Source organism: Sphingomonas sp., from assembly GCF_040398505.1.
Taxonomy (GTDB): Bacteria; Pseudomonadota; Alphaproteobacteria; order Sphingomonadales; family Sphingomonadaceae; genus Sphingomonas.
The window spans coordinates 7,280-23,277 of sequence record NZ_JBBATX010000031.1; the positions used below are offsets into that span (position 1 = coordinate 7,280).

At 64.4% G+C, this 15,998-nt stretch carries 14 protein-coding genes; 10 read left to right on the forward strand and 4 right to left on the reverse strand.

The features are described from left to right. Positions 1–303: 303 nt before the first annotated feature. A complete protein-coding gene (locus tag ABWP09_RS06085; RefSeq protein ID WP_502959766.1) occupies positions 304–2,955 on the reverse strand; it encodes a putative bifunctional diguanylate cyclase/phosphodiesterase in 2,652 nt (883 codons plus the stop codon). Between the two features lie 155 nt (positions 2,956–3,110). Here ABWP09_RS06085 and ABWP09_RS06090 point away from each other — a divergent pair, with 155 nt between their 5' ends. The 3 genes from ABWP09_RS06090 (at position 3,111) to ABWP09_RS06100 (ending at position 6,084) form a co-directional block, all read left to right on the forward strand. Next, on the forward strand, positions 3,111–4,637 hold the full coding sequence (locus ABWP09_RS06090; RefSeq protein ID WP_353204255.1) for a fumarate hydratase: 1,527 nt from the start codon (positions 3,111–3,113) through the stop codon (positions 4,635–4,637). Next, positions 4,637–5,575, forward strand: a complete 939-nt coding sequence (locus ABWP09_RS06095) for a hypothetical protein (RefSeq protein WP_353204256.1) — start codon at positions 4,637–4,639, stop codon at positions 5,573–5,575. Before ABWP09_RS06090 ends, ABWP09_RS06095 begins: the two co-directional genes overlap by 1 nt. A 71-nt stretch (positions 5,576–5,646) precedes the next feature. Beyond that, complete coding sequence (locus tag ABWP09_RS06100) at positions 5,647–6,084, forward strand: hypothetical protein (RefSeq protein ID WP_353204257.1); 438 nt, start codon at positions 5,647–5,649, stop codon at positions 6,082–6,084. Between the two features lie 5 nt (positions 6,085–6,089). Here the strand turns inward: ABWP09_RS06100 and ABWP09_RS06105 are convergent, their stop codons facing one another. Further along, positions 6,090–6,659 carry a DUF3617 domain-containing protein gene (locus tag ABWP09_RS06105; RefSeq protein ID WP_353204258.1) on the reverse strand — a complete coding sequence of 190 codons (570 nt, stop codon included), beginning with the start codon at positions 6,657–6,659 and terminating at the stop codon, positions 6,090–6,092. A 153-nt stretch (positions 6,660–6,812) separates the two neighbouring features. On the opposite strand from ABWP09_RS06105, the gene ABWP09_RS06110 reads away from it, so the two are divergent. The 5 genes from ABWP09_RS06110 to ABWP09_RS06130 all read left to right on the forward strand — a co-directional run bounded on the left by ABWP09_RS06110 (position 6,813) and on the right by ABWP09_RS06130 (position 11,165). Beyond that, complete coding sequence (locus ABWP09_RS06110) at positions 6,813–7,796, forward strand: DNA/RNA non-specific endonuclease (protein ID WP_353204259.1); 984 nt, start codon at positions 6,813–6,815, stop codon at positions 7,794–7,796. A gap of 1 nt (position 7,797) precedes the next feature. Beyond that, the gene (locus ABWP09_RS06115) at positions 7,798–8,196 is read left to right on the forward strand and encodes a hypothetical protein (protein ID WP_353204260.1); all 399 of its coding nucleotides are present in this window, start codon (positions 7,798–7,800) and stop codon (positions 8,194–8,196) included. Positions 8,197–8,266: 70 nt separating this feature from the next. Next, positions 8,267–10,474, forward strand: a complete 2,208-nt coding sequence (uvrB, locus tag ABWP09_RS06120) for an excinuclease ABC subunit UvrB (RefSeq protein WP_353204261.1) — start codon at positions 8,267–8,269, stop codon at positions 10,472–10,474. 207 nt (positions 10,475–10,681) lie between these two features. Then, positions 10,682–10,936 carry a type II toxin-antitoxin system HicA family toxin gene (locus ABWP09_RS06125; RefSeq protein ID WP_353204262.1) on the forward strand — a complete coding sequence of 85 codons (255 nt, stop codon included), beginning with the start codon at positions 10,682–10,684 and terminating at the stop codon, positions 10,934–10,936. Position 10,937: 1 nt separating this feature from the next. Then, a complete protein-coding gene (locus ABWP09_RS06130) occupies positions 10,938–11,165 on the forward strand; it encodes a type II toxin-antitoxin system HicB family antitoxin (RefSeq protein ID WP_353204263.1) in 228 nt (75 codons plus the stop codon). A gap of 147 nt (positions 11,166–11,312) precedes the next feature. Here the strand turns inward: ABWP09_RS06130 and ABWP09_RS06135 are convergent, their stop codons facing one another. Both ABWP09_RS06135 and ABWP09_RS06140 read right to left on the reverse strand, forming a co-directional pair. Further along, the gene (locus tag ABWP09_RS06135) at positions 11,313–11,681 is read right to left on the reverse strand and encodes a PRC-barrel domain-containing protein (RefSeq protein ID WP_353204264.1); all 369 of its coding nucleotides are present in this window, start codon (positions 11,679–11,681) and stop codon (positions 11,313–11,315) included. 51 nt (positions 11,682–11,732) lie between these two features. Continuing rightward, positions 11,733–13,007, reverse strand: coding sequence for an MFS transporter (locus tag ABWP09_RS06140; protein WP_353204265.1), 1,275 nt, complete (start codon positions 13,005–13,007; stop codon positions 11,733–11,735). Positions 13,008–13,113: 106 nt separating this feature from the next. Here ABWP09_RS06140 and ABWP09_RS06145 point away from each other — a divergent pair, with 106 nt between their 5' ends. Together ABWP09_RS06145 and ABWP09_RS06150 are read left to right on the forward strand one after the other, a co-directional pair. Next, positions 13,114–13,641, forward strand: coding sequence for a hypothetical protein (locus ABWP09_RS06145; RefSeq protein WP_353204266.1), 528 nt, complete (start codon positions 13,114–13,116; stop codon positions 13,639–13,641). Between the two features lie 676 nt (positions 13,642–14,317). Beyond that, positions 14,318–15,904 carry an amidase gene (locus ABWP09_RS06150; protein WP_353204267.1) on the forward strand — a complete coding sequence of 529 codons (1,587 nt, stop codon included), beginning with the start codon at positions 14,318–14,320 and terminating at the stop codon, positions 15,902–15,904. Positions 15,905–15,998 lie beyond the last annotated feature (94 nt).

A 15,998-nucleotide genomic window follows, 5' to 3' on the forward strand; every position in this document is an offset into this window, starting at 1 on the left:
GTTTCTGGTCGGGGCCGATGGCAAGGTGACGGCGTTGCGGCCGATGGGGCCGCCGTGTGGCGGGCCGGATGACGCGGGTGCGCCGCCACCTGTGCCTGCTGCCTCTGCGCCAACGGTAAACAGCGCGGGCTGAGCGATCTGCCTCCCCTCCCTGGAAGGGAGGGGATTGAGGGGTGGGGTGGGGTGGTGTGGGGTGGGCGCTGCGTTCGACAACGGGCCGACCCACCCCCAGCCCCTCCCGTTCCAGGGAGGGGAGTAAATTAGCGCTCGCCCTCCCTTCCAGGGAGGGGAGCAGGCGCACCCCTAGCCGGCCTTCCGCAGCGGAATCGGAGCCGTCGCGAGGCGTTCCATGTTGAAGGTCTCGGCGAATTCGAGCCCGGCCTTGCCGTCCGCCGCCCAGCGCAGCTTGGCCGGGAACATCTGGTCCTCAAGCAGCTCAATCAGCACGTCGAGATCGCCCGTGCCATCCTCGACATCGATGCCGTCGATCATCACGCCCGTCGCGGAGATGTTGCGGATGCGCACTTCCCCGATCACATTGCCCGACTGGATGCGTGCCGTGCGCAACATGGCGGTGCGCGGGGATCGGCTGATGCGGTAACCGGTCGCGGTCGCCATTCCGCCCGACGTCGCCAAATGCAACAGGACGTCGGCGGCGCGCGCTGGCTTGCCGTAGACATAGCCTTGAATATGGCTGCAGCCGAGTTCGCGGATCAGCGTCACTTCGTCGTGATTTTCCACACCCTCGGCGGTGGTCTCCATGCCGAGCGTATCGGCCAGGCTGACGATCGCCTTGATGATCGCGGCGTTGCGATTGCCCGCGATCGTCGCGCCCTTGACGAAGCTCTGGTCGATCTTGATCTTGTCGAACGGCGCCTTCTTCAAATAGCCGAGCGAGGAATAGCCGGTCCCGAAATCGTCGAGCGCGAGGCGGACGCCGCAGCCCTTGAGTGTCTTGAACATCTGTTCGGTCGTGGCGGTTTCATCGACGAACACGCCTTCGGTGATTTCAAGTTCGAGCCGGTGCGGCGCGATCCCCGATTTCGCCAGCGCCGAGGTAACGAGCGCGGGCAGCGCGGGGTTGGCGAACTGGATCGGCGAGACATTGACCGCGACGCGGACCTCGTTCGGCCAGCCCGCCGCCTCGATGCACGCGGTGCGCAGGACCCACTCGCCGATCGCCTCGATCAAGCCGCAATCCTCGGCGACGGGGATGAAGTCGGTCGGGCTGATCAAGCCGCGCGTCGGATGTTCCCAGCGCAGCAATGCTTCATAGCCGACGATCCGTTCGGAGCGGGTGCTGACCACCGCCTGATAGGCGATGTAGAATTGGTTGCTCGCCAGCGCATTGCGCAGATCGTCCTCGAGCTGTTTGCGGCTTTGCGCGCCGACCAGCAATTCGTCGCGAAAGAAGCGGTGGATGCCGCGCCCGTCGCCCTTGGCGGCATAGAGCGCGAGATCGGCGTTGCGGACCAGCGTTTCGGCATCGGTCCCGTCATCGGGCGACAGCGCGACGCCGATCGAACACCCGATGCTGATTGCCGACCCGTCGATGCTATAGGGCTGCGACAGGTCGAAGATCACGCGGCGCGCGAGGTCGCCCAGTTTCTCGCGGTCGGCCATCGTCGGCAGGATTATCTGGAATTCATCGCCGCCGATGCGTCCGACCAGTCCTGCCTCGCCGATCGTGCGCTGCAACCGTTGCGCGACTTGCCGCAGCAACGCGTCACCGGTCTGGTGGCCGAGCGTGTCGTTAACCGCCTTGAACCGGTCGAGATCGAGCAGGAACAGCGCCGACGTCCGCAAATGCCCCGGTTGCGCCAGACGCTGGGCGAGCGTCTGATCGAGCGACAGGCGGAGCCGCTGACGGTTGGCAAGGCCGGTCAGCCCGTCGAACAGCGCAAGGCGCGTGATCTCGGCATCGGCGCGACGGCGCTCGGTCAGATCGCTGCCGCTGCCGACAAAGCCGACGAAATGGCCGAATTCGTCGAACACCGGGCGGCCGGAAATCGACCACCAGCGATCAAGCTTGGCAATGCTCGCCGGGCGCACCGAATAGTTGGAAAAAGCGGTGCGCGACGCAAGATGGAAAGCGAGCGTCCGCTCGGTCTCGGGTGTGGCGCTGTCCATCCGGAACAGGGTGGTGAGCGGTGCCCCGATCGCGGGCGCGTCGGGCAGATCGAGTTCGTTGGCGACCTTTTCGGTAAGGTAGGTGATGCGCCCGTTCGCATCGCTCTGCCAGAACCAGCCATTCGAATGCGCCTCAAACTCGGCGACCAGGCGCGATGCCATGCGCCCTTGCGCTTGCTCCATATCGCGGCGCGAGCCCGCGCGACGATCGAACACCACCAGCCGGTAGGTGGCGACGGCGAGGCACAAGACGAAGGACAGGCCGATGCCCCACGCGGTGCCGAACCCGTCGCGCAGACCGACCACGCCGACCAGACCGAGCGCGAACCCGAGCGTCGCCGCGCGCACCGGATGCAGCGCGATGATTGTGACGATGATCGCGCCGAACACGGCGACGAAGCTGATTAAGGAAAACGCGCCCGACCCTGCCCCGACCGTCGCATAGAGCAAGGACAGCAGGGCCGCCGCGATGCCAGTACCGACGAGTGTGGCAATGCGGACATGGACATAAGGCGACCACCGCTGCGCCCGGGGATTCGTAACCGCGGCGAGCAGGAGCAGACCCAGCCCCGCGATCACGCCGCCCCATATCTGCGCCAGGTTCATCAAGGCGGGCAGGGCGGCCTGGCGCGCTGCCCACCACACGATCGCCGGCGCAGCGCTCGCCACGACCAGCGCGAACGGCCAGGTCGAGGCCAACCGTCGCACCTGTATCCTAAGCGTATCGCGGTGCGGTTGCGATGCGCGCACGCCGGGGGCCAGATCGGTCCGAAAGGCCGTCAACGCAAAGGCAAGGGCCTGAAGGGGATTGAAACGGGGCCGCATCGGTTCCTGCCTAGCGTCTGAACCTTGCCAAAGTCCCTGCGGCCCATGGTAAATACGCGGTAAGGATAGCTTGTGTCATACATAATGCGGGCACCTTGGCGGCAGCCGTGCGGACGCATAAAGGGAGCGCAGACGCCAGCACCGAAAGCCGCTTCATGACGACCATCATTCGCCAAGCCGACCTGATCGAGAGCGTCGCCGATGCGCTGCAATTCATCAGTTACTACCACCCGATGGATTATATCCATGCGCTGGGCGCGGCGTATGAGGCCGAGCAGGGCCCGGCCGCCAAGGACGCGATCGCGCAGATCCTGACCAACAGCCGGATGTGTGCCGAGGGGCATCGCCCGATCTGCCAGGATACCGGCATCGTCAACGTCTTCGTCACATGGGGGATGGATTGTCGGTTGGACGATACCGCCCGATCCTTACAGGACGTGGTCGATGAAGGCGTGCGGCTGGCGTATTTGAACCCCGACAACAAGCTGCGCGCGTCGGTGCTGGCCGACCCGGCGTTTACCCGGCGCAATACCAAGGACAATACGCCGTGCGTGCTGCACGTCGAGATGGTGCCGGGCGCGCGCGTTTCGGTCGATGTCGCGGCCAAGGGCGGCGGGTCCGAAAATAAGTCGAAGTTCAAGATGATGAACCCCAGCGACAGCATCGTCGATTGGGTGGTGGAGATGCTGCCACAAATGGGCGCGGGCTGGTGTCCGCCGGGGATGCTCGGGATCGGGATCGGCGGGACCGCGGAGCATTGCGTATTGCTCGCCAAGCAAGCGTTGATGGAACCGATCGACATGGGGCCGCTAAAAACGCGCGGACCCAAGACCGATATCGAACGCTTGCGGATCGAGATTTTCGACAAGGTCAATGCGCTCGGCATCGGCGCGCAGGGGCTGGGCGGGCTTTCGACCATTTTGGACGTGAAAATCCTCGACGCCCCGTGCCATGCGGCGGGCAAGCCGGTCGCGTTGATTCCCAATTGTGCGGCGACACGCCACGCGCATTTCGTGCTCGACGGATCGGGCCCCGCGTTCCTCGACGCGCCCAAGCTCGACGAATGGCCCAAGGTCGACTGGCAGCCCGATTCCGCGGCGATCCGCGTCGATCTCGACACGCTGACGCCGGAGGTGGTGCAGGGCTGGAAGCAAGGCGACCGGCTGCTGCTCAACGGCAAGATGCTCACCGGACGCGATGCCGCGCACAAGCGGATCAAGGACATGCTCGATGCGGGCGAGCCGCTCCCGGTCGATTTCGCGGGCCGCGTGATTTATTATGTCGGACCGGTCGATCCGGTCGGCGATGAAGTCGTTGGCCCGGCGGGGCCGACGACGGCGACGCGGATGGATTCGTTCACGCGGATGATGCTGGGGCAGGGGCTGCTCGCGATGGTCGGCAAGGCCGAGCGCGGACCCGATGCGACCAAGGCGATCGCCGAAGGCAAGAGCGCCTATCTGATGGCGGTCGGTGGCGCCGCCTATCTTGTCGCGCGCGCGATCAAGGGGTCTAACGTCGTCGGCTTCGAGGATCTTGGGATGGAAGCGATCTACGAATTCGAGGTGGAGGATTTTCCCGTGACGGTCGCGGTCGATTCGAGCGGTGCCAACGTCCACCAACTTGCCCCGTTGGTGTGGAAGGAAAAGATTGCGCGCGAGGGGTTGTTGGAGCGCGCCGGATAATGCTCGCCGCGCTGATCCGGCTATGGCGGCGTTCGCCGGTCGTCGTCTATGCGATCGTCGGCGCGATCCTTGCCGTCATCGCGTTCGCGTACGTCCCGTTCCCCCCCGGCGTGAAGCCGCTCAGCCAAGCCTTCGTCGCGTTGCTTCTCTGGGTGTTTGCGAGCTGCTGTGTCACCGGCGTCGCCTGGGCGATCGAGACGGTGGCGCTGCTGGCGCGCTGGATCGGCGGGAAAGGCAAAGCCCCTGCCGCACGGCCGCTGCGCCACGCAGGGCCGTTGCCCGAGCTGTCGGCGGGCAAGCAGCCGCAAGTCCGGCGCGCTGTCAAGCTTCTGAGCGAGGCGGGGATCTTTCGGGAAAAACTTGACCCCGCCATGCTCTACCCGGGCGTTGCGGAGCGGGAGGCACGCGTCAAACCCGACATCGTCTTCGAGGCGCTCGTCGAAGCCACATATTATCATCCCGATTTCGATGCCGCGCCGTACCGGGCGAACCTCGTGCTCCACGAAACGCAGGTTGAGCAGCCTGAGGCGTATCTGATCGCGCAGATCGCCGATCTCGCGCGGTTGAGCGGTGGCGCGCTGGCGATCGCCGATATCGCCGTCGAGCAAGCGCGGCGGGCCGACACGCGCACGGTCGATACGCGGATCGCCATGACGGTGAATGGCGAGCCGGTGACGCTCGCTTATCCGGGCGAAGACAAATATCTCAGCACCGTGCTCCACCACGATCTGGCGACGCGACTGCGCGCGCTTGACACCGGGCAGCGGCTCGAGTGGCGTTGGACCGATGCCGGGCCCTGGATATCGTGCCTCGCCGACGGCGACGTCGAGCGGCTCAACGAGGCCTTTACGCTAAAGCCGAGTACTCCCTGCCGCTGGGAATGGATCGATTGCGAAGCGCCGATCGCCGCCGGTGCGGCGGCACATAGTTTGGCGTAGCAGGCTTGGGACGGCGGGTCCGCGATGCTACACGCGCGCCGGGGAGAATGAGCGTGGCGTCTGAGGGGGCAGTGCGGACTTACGAAGCGTCGCTCGACCGGGCCGGGCTTGCGCTCGGCGCGGGCGGGCTGGTGGGGGGCGCCTTCGCCGCTGCGCTGGTCAGTATCGGCAGCGGGCTTGCCCCGCTTGAACTGCTGGTCGGGTTCGTCATCGGGATGCTGATCACGACGATGGCCGCCGTGGCGATCGGTGGCCCGGTCTGGCTGCTCTGCCACGCGCTTGGCTGGCGCGGGCCGGGCATGGCGGTCACGGTCGGTGCGCTGGCGGGCTTTGCGCTGTTTCTGGGTGGGCAGACCTATGGCTTTGGCCTGTTCGACATGCCCGTCAGCGACACGCAGACCTTGCTATTCCGCTGGATGAGTGCGGTCGCGACGAGCCTGATCCTCGCGCTGGTTGCCGGGGTGATCGGCTGGACGATGTGGCGCGTGGCGTATCGCCGGGTGCGCTGAACCGGTTAGGGTTTCAGGCCGGCTTCCGGCACGCTGGGGTGCCCCGGCGGCAAATCGGGCGGGGTGATGTCGCTCGGCTTGCAATCGCCGCCGCGGATGGCGCGCACGCGCATTTGCATCGTGCCTTGCGTTTTGCCGGCGGCATCGGAGCCGACCATCGTCATCGTGATGTCCTGCTCGGTCGGCGCGTTGCTGCCGGTGGCGGACAGCTTCATCGAACCGCCCCCCGCCTGCTTGCACACCGCATCGAAGCCGATCGTCGGACCGGTCGCGTCGCGATTGCTGAAGGTGCAATTCTGCCCGCGCGCGCCCATTTGCTCGAGGTTCTTGGCGAGGTCTTCTTTCGCCACGGCGGCGGGGGTGACACAGACCGACATGGCCCCCATCGCATCGAACATCTTCTGCATCTGCAGCCGCGTCGCGGGCGTGGCGCCCTTGCCCTCGAGCTTGAGGATCTCGACCCTTTGCGACCAGCTGCCGGGTTGTCGCTTGATCTGCGCCTCGGGCCCGCACGCGACGACGAAGAGGGGGGCGAAGAGCGGGATGGCGAGGAGGGCGACGGGGCGAAGCGACATGGCGGGAAACTCTCCGGGCGGCGCGGCGCCGGGAGGGCGACGGGCTGGGTGGGGTCATCCTCCCAAGATTGGCGCGATCTGGCAATCGCGGATTGATTGGCGAGGGTTTGGCCAAGCTGAGCGTGTCTTACTCTTTGATCAGGGGGAGTCGGTATGCCAGGAGGGCTTCAGCGCGGATCGCGCGACACCGCGTTTTCGATCTATTTGCGCACGGGACAGCGGGTCGCGATCGGGGCGATCGAGCTCAAGTTCAATCCGTATCACGATCCGAGAAACGGGCAGTTTACGTTCGCGCCGGGGGGCAGCGTCGGCAATGCGGCACCGCGTCGAGCCGCCCGTCCAACCCCCGGAAAAACGCCGCCCAAGCCCGTAAAGTGGGGTGGTGATTCTTTCGCAGGCGGGGGTGGCGGGTCCGGTGGTGGTGCTGGCGCGACCGGCGACGGGTATTGGCTAAACCCAAAAGAGGTCGCGGACTTCAAGCGAAAGCATCCCACGATCAAACCCGTGGTCGTCGAGCCCGGCGACACGATGCATTCTGTGGCGCGGGCTAACCATCTGACCGCAGCGGAACTGGCGTCGGCCAACCGGATGTCGGTGGATGCGAAGCTCAAGCCGGGCGACGTGTTGGCGATTCCATCCCCGAAATCACGCGCGCCGAAGGCTGCTCCAGCGCCGGATTTGGCCGCGCCGGTGACCGGTGTGGTCGCAACGCGAGACCCGTATCGGCATCAGGTTAGAAATGGCTATGATTACGCGATCGACGACGGCGACAGGATGCGGCGGGCAAAGGGGGTGCTATCCAATGAGACAGCAACACGGTCGCGCCGCAATCAGGCGGCGGCGGGCGGGACGGATCGTTTGCCTAGCGATGACGGTGGCCATTACATTGCCGCTCGCTTCAACGGGCCACGCGACGCGTTCAACCATTTCGCGCAAGACTCAAATTTCAACCGGGGGGCGTATCGCCAACTCGAAGAACGTTGGGCGAGGGCGCAACGTGCCGGACATCGCATTTACGTCGATATCGTCCCAGAATATCGAGGCGCGTCGAAGCGACCGTATTCCATCAAAGTCACTTGGTACGCCAACGGCGAGCGACACCTTAGGAAGTTCTCGAACAGCAAAAAGGGGCAATAGAATGGCAGACAAATACGATCGGTTGGGTCCCATCTTCGATCAGATCGGTCACGAACTGGGCAGAATCGCCGGCGGCGATCCCGATAAGACATATCTCTATGCCGAACTGCAGGAGGGAGTCGTCGGCGCGGGGGTGTTCAAGGACGAGGGCAATAGCGTCCGCTATTTTGACCCAAGCGACGAGTTGATCGATCTGCTCATCGAAGCATGGGAAACCGAAGAGCCGGGCAAGCGCTGGGAAGTGATCGAGTATGCGGTGGTCGGCAAGGAATTCGACGCGATCTTCAAATTTCCAGAGGAATTGAACCCGGATGAATTTGAGGATGAGCGACGCGATGTGGCGTTGCACGCGCGCTATGGCGACAAGCCTGTGATCTATCCGCCGATGCCTGAGCACTGACAGCCACGCTTCGGTTGGCTATCGCGCGCACCCTCTGGAACAAACCCGGTCCGGTCGCCATATTACCCGCATGGCCATCCAGATTCGCACCTCGCTCGACGAACCCGAGACCGGGCAGAGCTTTATCCCGCACCGCCCGGCGCGGCCCCCCAAGGCGGAAGGCGGGCGGCCGTTCAAGATCGTGTCGGAATACACCCCGGCGGGCGACCAGCCGACTGCGATTGCCGAGCTGGTCGCGCAGACCGAGGCGGGCGAGCGCGATCAGGTGCTGCTTGGCGTCACCGGATCGGGCAAGACCTTCACGATGGCCAAGGTGATCGAGGCGGTGCAGCGGCCCGCTTTGATCCTGGCGCCCAACAAGATCCTCGCGGCGCAGTTATATGGCGAGATGAAGTCGTTTTTCCCCGATAACGCGGTCGAATATTTCGTCAGTTATTACGATTACTATCAGCCCGAAGCCTATGTCGCGCGCAGCGACACCTATATCGAGAAGGAAAGCTCGACCAACGAGGCAATCGACCGGATGCGGCACGCCGCGACGCGCTCGCTGCTCGAACGCGACGATGTGATTATCGTCGCGTCGGTGTCGTGCCTGTACGGCATCGGATCGGTCGAGACCTATTCGGCGATGATCTTCGACCTCAAGAAGGGGCAAGTGGTCGACCAGCGCGAGATCGTGCGCAAGCTCGTCGCGCTACAATATAAGCGCAACGACATGGCGTTCCAGCGCGGCAATTTCCGCGTGCGCGGCGATGCGCTCGAAATCTTCCCGTCGCATTATGACGACACCGCGTGGCGCGTGTCGTTCTTCGGCGACGATATTGAGGAGATCGTCGAATTCGATCCGCTGACCGGCAAGAAGATCGCGAGCCTCGATTACATCCGTGTCTATGCCAACAGCCATTACGTCACGCCTGGCCCGACGCTGAAACAGGCGATGGAGGCGATCAAGTTCGAGTTGCAGGAGCGGCTGAAGGAGCTGATCCCCGAGGGCAAATTGCTCGAGGCGCAGCGGTTGGAGCAGCGCACCAATTTCGACCTCGAGATGATCGCCGCGACCGGATCGTGCGCTGGGATCGAGAATTATTCGCGCTTCCTCACCGGCCGGATGCCGGGCGAGCCGCCGCCGACCTTGTTCGAATATCTGCCCGAAAATGCGTTGCTGTTCGTCGATGAAAGCCACCAGACAATCGGCCAGATCAACGGCATGTCGCGCGGCGATCACCGCCGTAAACTGACGCTCGCCGAATATGGCTTTCGCTTGCCCTCGGCGATCGACAATCGCCCACTGCGCTTCAACGAATGGGACGCGATGCGCCCGCAAACGACCTATGTCTCGGCGACGCCGGGCGCGTGGGAAATGGAGCAAACCGGCGGGGTGTTCGCCGAACAGGTGATCCGCCCGACCGGGCTGATCGATCCGCCGATCGAGATCAAGCCAGTCGAGGAGCAAGTGCAGGATCTGATTGTCGAGGCGCGCAAGACCGCCGAGGCGGGGTATCGCACGCTCGTCACCACGCTGACCAAGCGCATGGCCGAGGATCTGACCGAATTCATGCACGAGGCGGGGATTCGCGTCCGCTACATGCACAGCGATGTCGAGACGTTGGAGCGTATTGAGCTGATCCGCGACCTCCGGCTGGGCGTGTATGACGTGCTGATCGGCATCAACCTGCTGCGTGAGGGGCTCGATATTCCCGAATGCGGGCTGGTTGCGATCCTCGACGCCGACAAGGAAGGGTTTCTGCGCTCGGAGACCTCGCTGATCCAGACGATCGGCCGCGCGGCGCGCAACGTCGACGGGCGCGTGATTCTCTATGCCGACCGCATCACCGGCAGCATGGAACGCGCGATGAACGAGACCAGCCGCCGCCGCGAGAAGCAGCGGCTGTACAATGAAGTGCACGGCATCACGCCCACCACGATCAAGCGCAACATCGGCGACATCATCAAGGATGTGTCGAACCGTGATCAGGTGACCATAGAGATCGATGAGGATCGCCCGCACATGGTCGGCCACAATCTGCGCGCGTATATCGAGGATCTCGAGAAGCAGATGCGCGCGGCGGCGGCCGATCTGGAGTTCGAGACGGCGGGGCGCTTGCGCGACGAGATCCGGCAATTGGAGCAGGAGGAACTGGGGCTGCCGGTCGATCAGCAGAAGGCGCCGGTGATGGGGCGGAGCAACGAGGGCAAGCCGGGGACGCGCAAAACGCGGTATGGGAAGAGCCAGAAGATGCGGGCGGGGATGGCGGGGAGTTCGCGGCGGGCGCGGTAAAAAACTTCTGCTTTTATTTGTTTGCAAGTCACTGATTTGTAAATAATTATACCACCAGTTAATTTAGTTCTTGTTGCAAGTCGGAGATTGGGCAGTATTGGGGTGCTTGGCCTAAATAGGTACAAGCACATGTTTTTCAGCGTCTTCGTGAAATTCAAACGATGGAGCGTCAGGTGCCTCGTCCGATGTCGGAAAGGGAAGGCGACCGTGACCAAGACTGCTAAGCTTTATGCTCGGATCGTCGCTGACCCTCGCGCATCGATCCCGTTTCGTGATTTCGAGCGATTGATCGTCGCCTTCGGCTTCACGTTGCGTCGCACCACCGGAAGCCACCGCCATTACGCCCGCGCCGACGTGCCCTACGTCGTCACTATTCAACCGCGCGGCAAGGATGCCAAGAGCTATCAAATTCAGCAGTTCCTTGCTATATGCGCCGAATTCGGGCTGACATTGGACGACTGAGTTGCCGCGCTATCACATCGATCTGTTTTGGTCTGACGACGACGCGTGCTGGGTAGCCAACGTGCCGGACCTCAAATCGTGTTCTGCGTTTGGCGACACGCCCGAAGAAGCGCTGGCCGAGGTGCAGATCGCGATGCAAGGGTGGCTTGAAGTCGCCAAGGACATGGATTTTGCGATCCCTGAACCGCTGTATCGCCCGGCTAGCTACGCCGCGAAGCACGCAGCGTGACCTATGGCGCATGTTCGTAAGGGGCAGCTGACGCGGTCGCCCGAGTGGTGGGTCCATCTTCGCGAGTATAAGCGCGTCTTCTGGAAGGCCGAGCGCAAAGCGCAGCGCTTGGAAGCGGCATCTCGGGTTGTTGAGGGTTTTTGAACCTCACCCCAGCGATAAATCTTCGCCCGCCACGTCATAATATTTCGACACGCGGTCGGCATACGCCTGATCGAACTCGGGCGCATTCGCCGCCCAGCTTGGGCCGCCTTCCAACACGCGGCGGTCGATCGTTACGACATAGGTGTCGTTGACCGGATCGAACTGCAGCAGCGAGAAGGGCAGCGGGTAGTAGGCCTTGCCCATGCCGAGGAAGCCGCCGATCGTCAGCACCGCATAGAGCGCCTGCCCGCTGCGCTTGTTGACCATCAACGCATAGAGCGCGCCGATCTTGTCGCCGTCGCGGCTGCGCACCGGCATCGTGTCGGCGGTGTTCGCTTGCAGCAGCACTTGGGTCGGTTCGGTTTGGGCCATGCGCGTTCCTCTCTGTCGGCGGCGTAACGGCGCGGGGCCGGGTGCGGTTCCTCACTCTTCGCTAATCAGGCTCGTCCGCTTGGTTTCGGGCAGCAGCCAGAAGCACAAGGTCGTAATCGCAAGGATGATCGCGACGTACCAGTAGAAGCCGCTCTCCAGATGCGCTTGCTTGAAGCGCAGCGCGACATATTCGGCGGTGCCGCCGAACAGCGCATTGCCGAGCGCATAGGGCAAAGCGACGCCGAGCGCGCGGATATGCGCGGGGAACAGCTCGGCCTTCACCAGCGCGCTGATCGAAGTATAGGCGGCGAGCAGCAGCAGCGGGATCATGATGATGCCGAACGCCGCTACCGGATCGCGTGCCACGGCGAGCGCACTGAACACCGGCACCGACACCAATGTGCCACCAACCCCGAACAGCAACAGCATCGGCTTGCGCCCGACCCGATCGGCCAGACTGCCGAACAGCGGCTGGACGAGCATGAAGACGACCAAGGCGGCGGTCATGATGCCGGTCGCGGTCTGGATCGAGAAGCCGGCGGTGTTGGCGAGGAATTTCTGCATGTAGGTCGTGTAGGCGTAGAAGGCCAAGCTGCCGCCCGCGCTGATGATCGCGACCAGCACGAATTCGCGCGGGTGCGCGCGCCACAGCGCCGCCGCGCCCGAGGCGGGGCGATCCTTGGCCAGCGCCTCGAACGACGCCGTCTCGGCCAGCCGTCGCCGCAGCAGATACACGCCGAACGCCAGCGCCGCGCCGAGCAGAAAGGCGATCCGCCAGCCATAGCTCTCCATTTCCGCCTTGGTCAGCAGCGCTTGCAGGATGAGGGTGACGGCGAGCGAGGTGAGCTGCCCCCCGATCAGCGTGACATATTGGAAGCTCGACCAGAAGCCGCGATGCTGCCGCGTCGCCATTTCGGAGAGATAGGTCGCGCTCGCACCATATTCGCCGCCGACCGAGAGGCCCTGGATCATCCGCGCGACGAGCAGGATGATCGGCGCGGCAATACCGATGCTGCCATAATCTGGCACGAAGGCGATGATGAGCGAGCCGGCGCACATCAGCGCGACCGAGACCGCCAGCCCGGCTTTGCGCCCATGGCTGTCGGCATAGCGGCCCATAATGTACGCGCCGATCGGCCGCATGAAAAACCCGACCGCGAACACCGCCGAAGTGCCGAGCAATTGCGCGGTCGCATCGCCCTTGGGAAAGAAGGAGGCGGCGAAGTACAGCGAGAGCGAGGTATAGGCGTACCAGTCATACCATTCGACCAGATTGCCGGCCGATCCGCCGATGATGGCGCGCAACCGTTTCGCTTCGAGTGCCATCGTCATCCCCTGCTTGGGCGCACAAGAGGCGAAATCGCGACGAGGCGCAAGATCGTCCGGGGATGCGTGGTTGAGCGAAAGTGTCGCATGCCGCATACACCATTCCATGCGCTTGACCCTTGCCCCGCTCGCTGTCCTCGCCGCCACGCTGTTCGTGGCCGGTTGCGTCAGCCCGCCCGAGCCGCCGCGCCCGGCACCGGAGCCCGTCGCCCCGCCCCACCCCGCGCCGCCCGTGCCGCCTGTGCCGCAGGGCGCGGATTGGCGCGATTGGGCGGTGACGCCGGGTGATTGGGCGTATCGTTCCGATGCACGTGGCTCGACCGCCGTGTTCGGTGCGGCACGCGCGGACGCGCTGCTGACGCTGCGTTGCGACCGGAAGGCGGGGATGGTGTATCTGTCACGCAGCGGTGCGGTGGCGACACCGCTGACGCTGCGCACCTCGAGCCTTGCCCAGACGGTACCCGTGCAGCCGAGCGGCGCGTCGGTCGCGGTCGCGTTGACGCCGCGCGACCCGCTGCTCGATGCGCTGGCGTTCAGTCGCGGGCGCTTCATCGTCGAGCAACACGGCGCGCCAACTTTAGTGGTTCCGGCCTGGGCCGAAGTGGGGCGGGTGATCGAGGATTGCCGACGCTGAGCGCAGGTTTCGCGGGGGCTATGGGCAGGCGAAAGAGAATCGTCCAAACGCGCGAACATTACAAGACTTGTTTCGTAAAATTTTATGATTCAAAGAGGATTCGTGCCCAGGCCTGGGCACGTCGTTTTAACTGGCGAAAGGAGGTGATCCGATGTCTCATGGTTCAGCAAAGGGGTCGGTTCAGTTGGCTTGGAGGACGCACCTTTAAGCCCTTTGGGATGACGGCGGGGGGCATTCTTCCCCAATCAACGCCGCCGTCTATCGGGGTTTTCAGGTTTCGCATGGTCCTCCAGGCTGGAGCTTCCGGCCGCTGACCATGTCAGGAGGTTGCCGGGGTGTCGTGAGACCCCCGGCAGCCTCTTTTCATTTGGGGCGAAGGCGCGCGCGCCTCGCGCCGGTGCCCGCATAGCGGGCATCGCCCCAAACGGCCGGCGGGTCGCGCGAAAGCGAGAACCCGGCCGACGGCTTTGCCGGCGGCGCGCCGGTGTTGCCATTCGCCGCCCCCGAATTCCTCCCCCTCCGTCGCCTTTGGCGCCACCTCCCCCTGGCGGGGGAGGATCGGAAGGAATCCGATGTCCGCCTCCACCCAATCCCCGCCTTGCCCTCGACCGCATTCTCCACGAGGATGCCTACCCAAGCGGCGCAAAGGTGCGTCGATCCTCAAAGGGTTCCGATCATGCGTACCGTCGTCCTGTCGCTGCTGCTTGCTTCCGTCGCCACCCCGCTTGCGGCGCAGACCGGGCCTGCGGTTGAGGAGAAATCGATTGATCAATTGCAGGCGATGATGGCGGGCGGCACCTCGTCCGAGGCGATCACCCAGGCCTATCTCGCGCGGATCGCGGCGATGGACCGCACCGGCCCGACGCTGCGCGCGATCATCGCCACCAACCCCGATGCGATCGCCGAGGCACGCGCCAGCGATGCGCGGCGTAAAAGCGGCAAGTCGCTCGGTGCGCTCGACGGCGTGCCGGTGCTGATCAAGGACAATATCGAGACCAAAAATCCGATCGCGACCACCGCGGGGAGCCTGGCGCTCAAGGACAATATCACGCTGCGCGATGCGCCGTTGGTCGCCAATTTGCGCGCGCAGGGTGCGGTGATTTTGGGCAAGACCAACCTCAGCGAATGGGCGAATATCCGCTCCTCCAATTCGATCAGCGGGTGGAGCGCGGTCGGCGGGTTGGTGCGTAACCCCTATGCGCTCGACCGGACGTCGTGTGGATCGTCGAGCGGATCGGGCGCGGCGGTCGCGGCGAGCTTCGCGGCGGCGGCGGTCGGGACCGAGACCGACGGATCGGTCGTCTGCCCGTCGTCGATGAACGGGCTGGTCGGACTGAAACCGACGCTCGGCATGGTCAGCCGCACCCACGTCGTGCCGATCAGCCATAGCCAGGACACGCCGGGGCCGATGGCGCGCAGCGTCAAGGACGTAGCGATCCTGTTTGCCGGGATGGTCGGGGTTGATCCGGCCGATTCCGCGACGACGCGTCAGCCGCAATATCGCGTTGCCCCGGCGGGGTTTGTCGAAGGGCTAAAAAGCGCGTCGCTCAAGGGCGTGCGCGTGGCGGTGCTGCATCCTGACATGCCCGCAATCCTGAAGGCGCAGTATGAGGCTGCGCTGGCCGTTTTGAAGGCGCAGGGCGCGGTGCTGGTCGATGTCGAGCAGCCCAAGCTCGACGGGCTCGGCGCGGCCGAGGGGCATGTGCTGCATGTCGAATTGAAGGCCGATCTCGACGCCTATCTCGCCACCACGCCCAAGGCGGTCAAGGTACGCACGCTCGATCAGGCAATCGCCTTCAACGAAGCGAACAAGGAGACCGAAATGCCGTTCTTCGAACAGGAGACCTTTATCGAAGCGGCGAAGACCGATGGCCTCGCCAATCCCGAATATCTTGGGAGCCGCGCGAAATCGCTGCGGCTGGCGGGGAAGGAGGGGATCGATGCGATGCTGGCCAAGGCGAATGCGACGATCCTGGTCGAGCCGACCTATGGTATGCCGTGGCTGTCCGACACGGTGTACGGCGACACTTTCAACGGTCCGTCGGCGAGCGAATTGCCGGCGGTGTCGGGCTATCCGCATTTGACCGTGCCGATGGGGCTGGTGCGCGGCGTGCCGGTCGGCCTGTCGTTCATCGCGACCGCCTGGGCCGATCGCGCGGTGCTCAATGCGGGCTACGTCTATGAGCAAGCGGCGAAGGCGCGGGCCGCGCCGACCTATGCGGCGAGCAACGATGCCGGGCCGGGGTTGGACGGGGTGCGCTGATCGCCTCCCCTCCCTGCCAGGGTGGGGGGAAGCAAGGCTGCTACCGCTCGAGCAATTCCTGCCGGACATGAATCGCCGACAGCGAAATGCGCAC

Excerpts from the sequence above, each read along its gene's own strand:
- ABWP09_RS06150 (WP_353204267.1), top strand. The coding sequence starts at position 14,318 with ATGCGTACCGTCGTCCTGTCGCTGCTGCTTGCTTCCGTCGCCACCCCG.
- uvrB (WP_353204261.1), top strand. The coding sequence starts at position 8,267 with ATGGCCATCCAGATTCGCACCTCGCTCGACGAACCCGAGACCGGGCAG.
- ABWP09_RS06105 (WP_353204258.1), bottom strand. The coding sequence starts at position 6,659 with ATGTCGCTTCGCCCCGTCGCCCTCCTCGCCATCCCGCTCTTCGCCCCC.
- ABWP09_RS06140 (WP_353204265.1), bottom strand. The coding sequence starts at position 13,007 with ATGGCACTCGAAGCGAAACGGTTGCGCGCCATCATCGGCGGATCGGCC.
- ABWP09_RS06095 (WP_353204256.1), top strand. The coding sequence starts at position 4,637 with ATGCTCGCCGCGCTGATCCGGCTATGGCGGCGTTCGCCGGTCGTCGTC.
- ABWP09_RS06115 (WP_353204260.1), top strand. The coding sequence starts at position 7,798 with ATGGCAGACAAATACGATCGGTTGGGTCCCATCTTCGATCAGATCGGT.
- ABWP09_RS06090 (WP_353204255.1), top strand. The coding sequence starts at position 3,111 with ATGACGACCATCATTCGCCAAGCCGACCTGATCGAGAGCGTCGCCGAT.
- ABWP09_RS06145 (WP_353204266.1), top strand. The coding sequence starts at position 13,114 with ATGCGCTTGACCCTTGCCCCGCTCGCTGTCCTCGCCGCCACGCTGTTC.
- ABWP09_RS06135 (WP_353204264.1), bottom strand. The coding sequence starts at position 11,681 with ATGGCCCAAACCGAACCGACCCAAGTGCTGCTGCAAGCGAACACCGCC.
- ABWP09_RS06085 (WP_502959766.1), bottom strand. The coding sequence starts at position 2,955 with ATGCGGCCCCGTTTCAATCCCCTTCAGGCCCTTGCCTTTGCGTTGACG.
- ABWP09_RS06110 (WP_353204259.1), top strand. The coding sequence starts at position 6,813 with ATGCCAGGAGGGCTTCAGCGCGGATCGCGCGACACCGCGTTTTCGATC.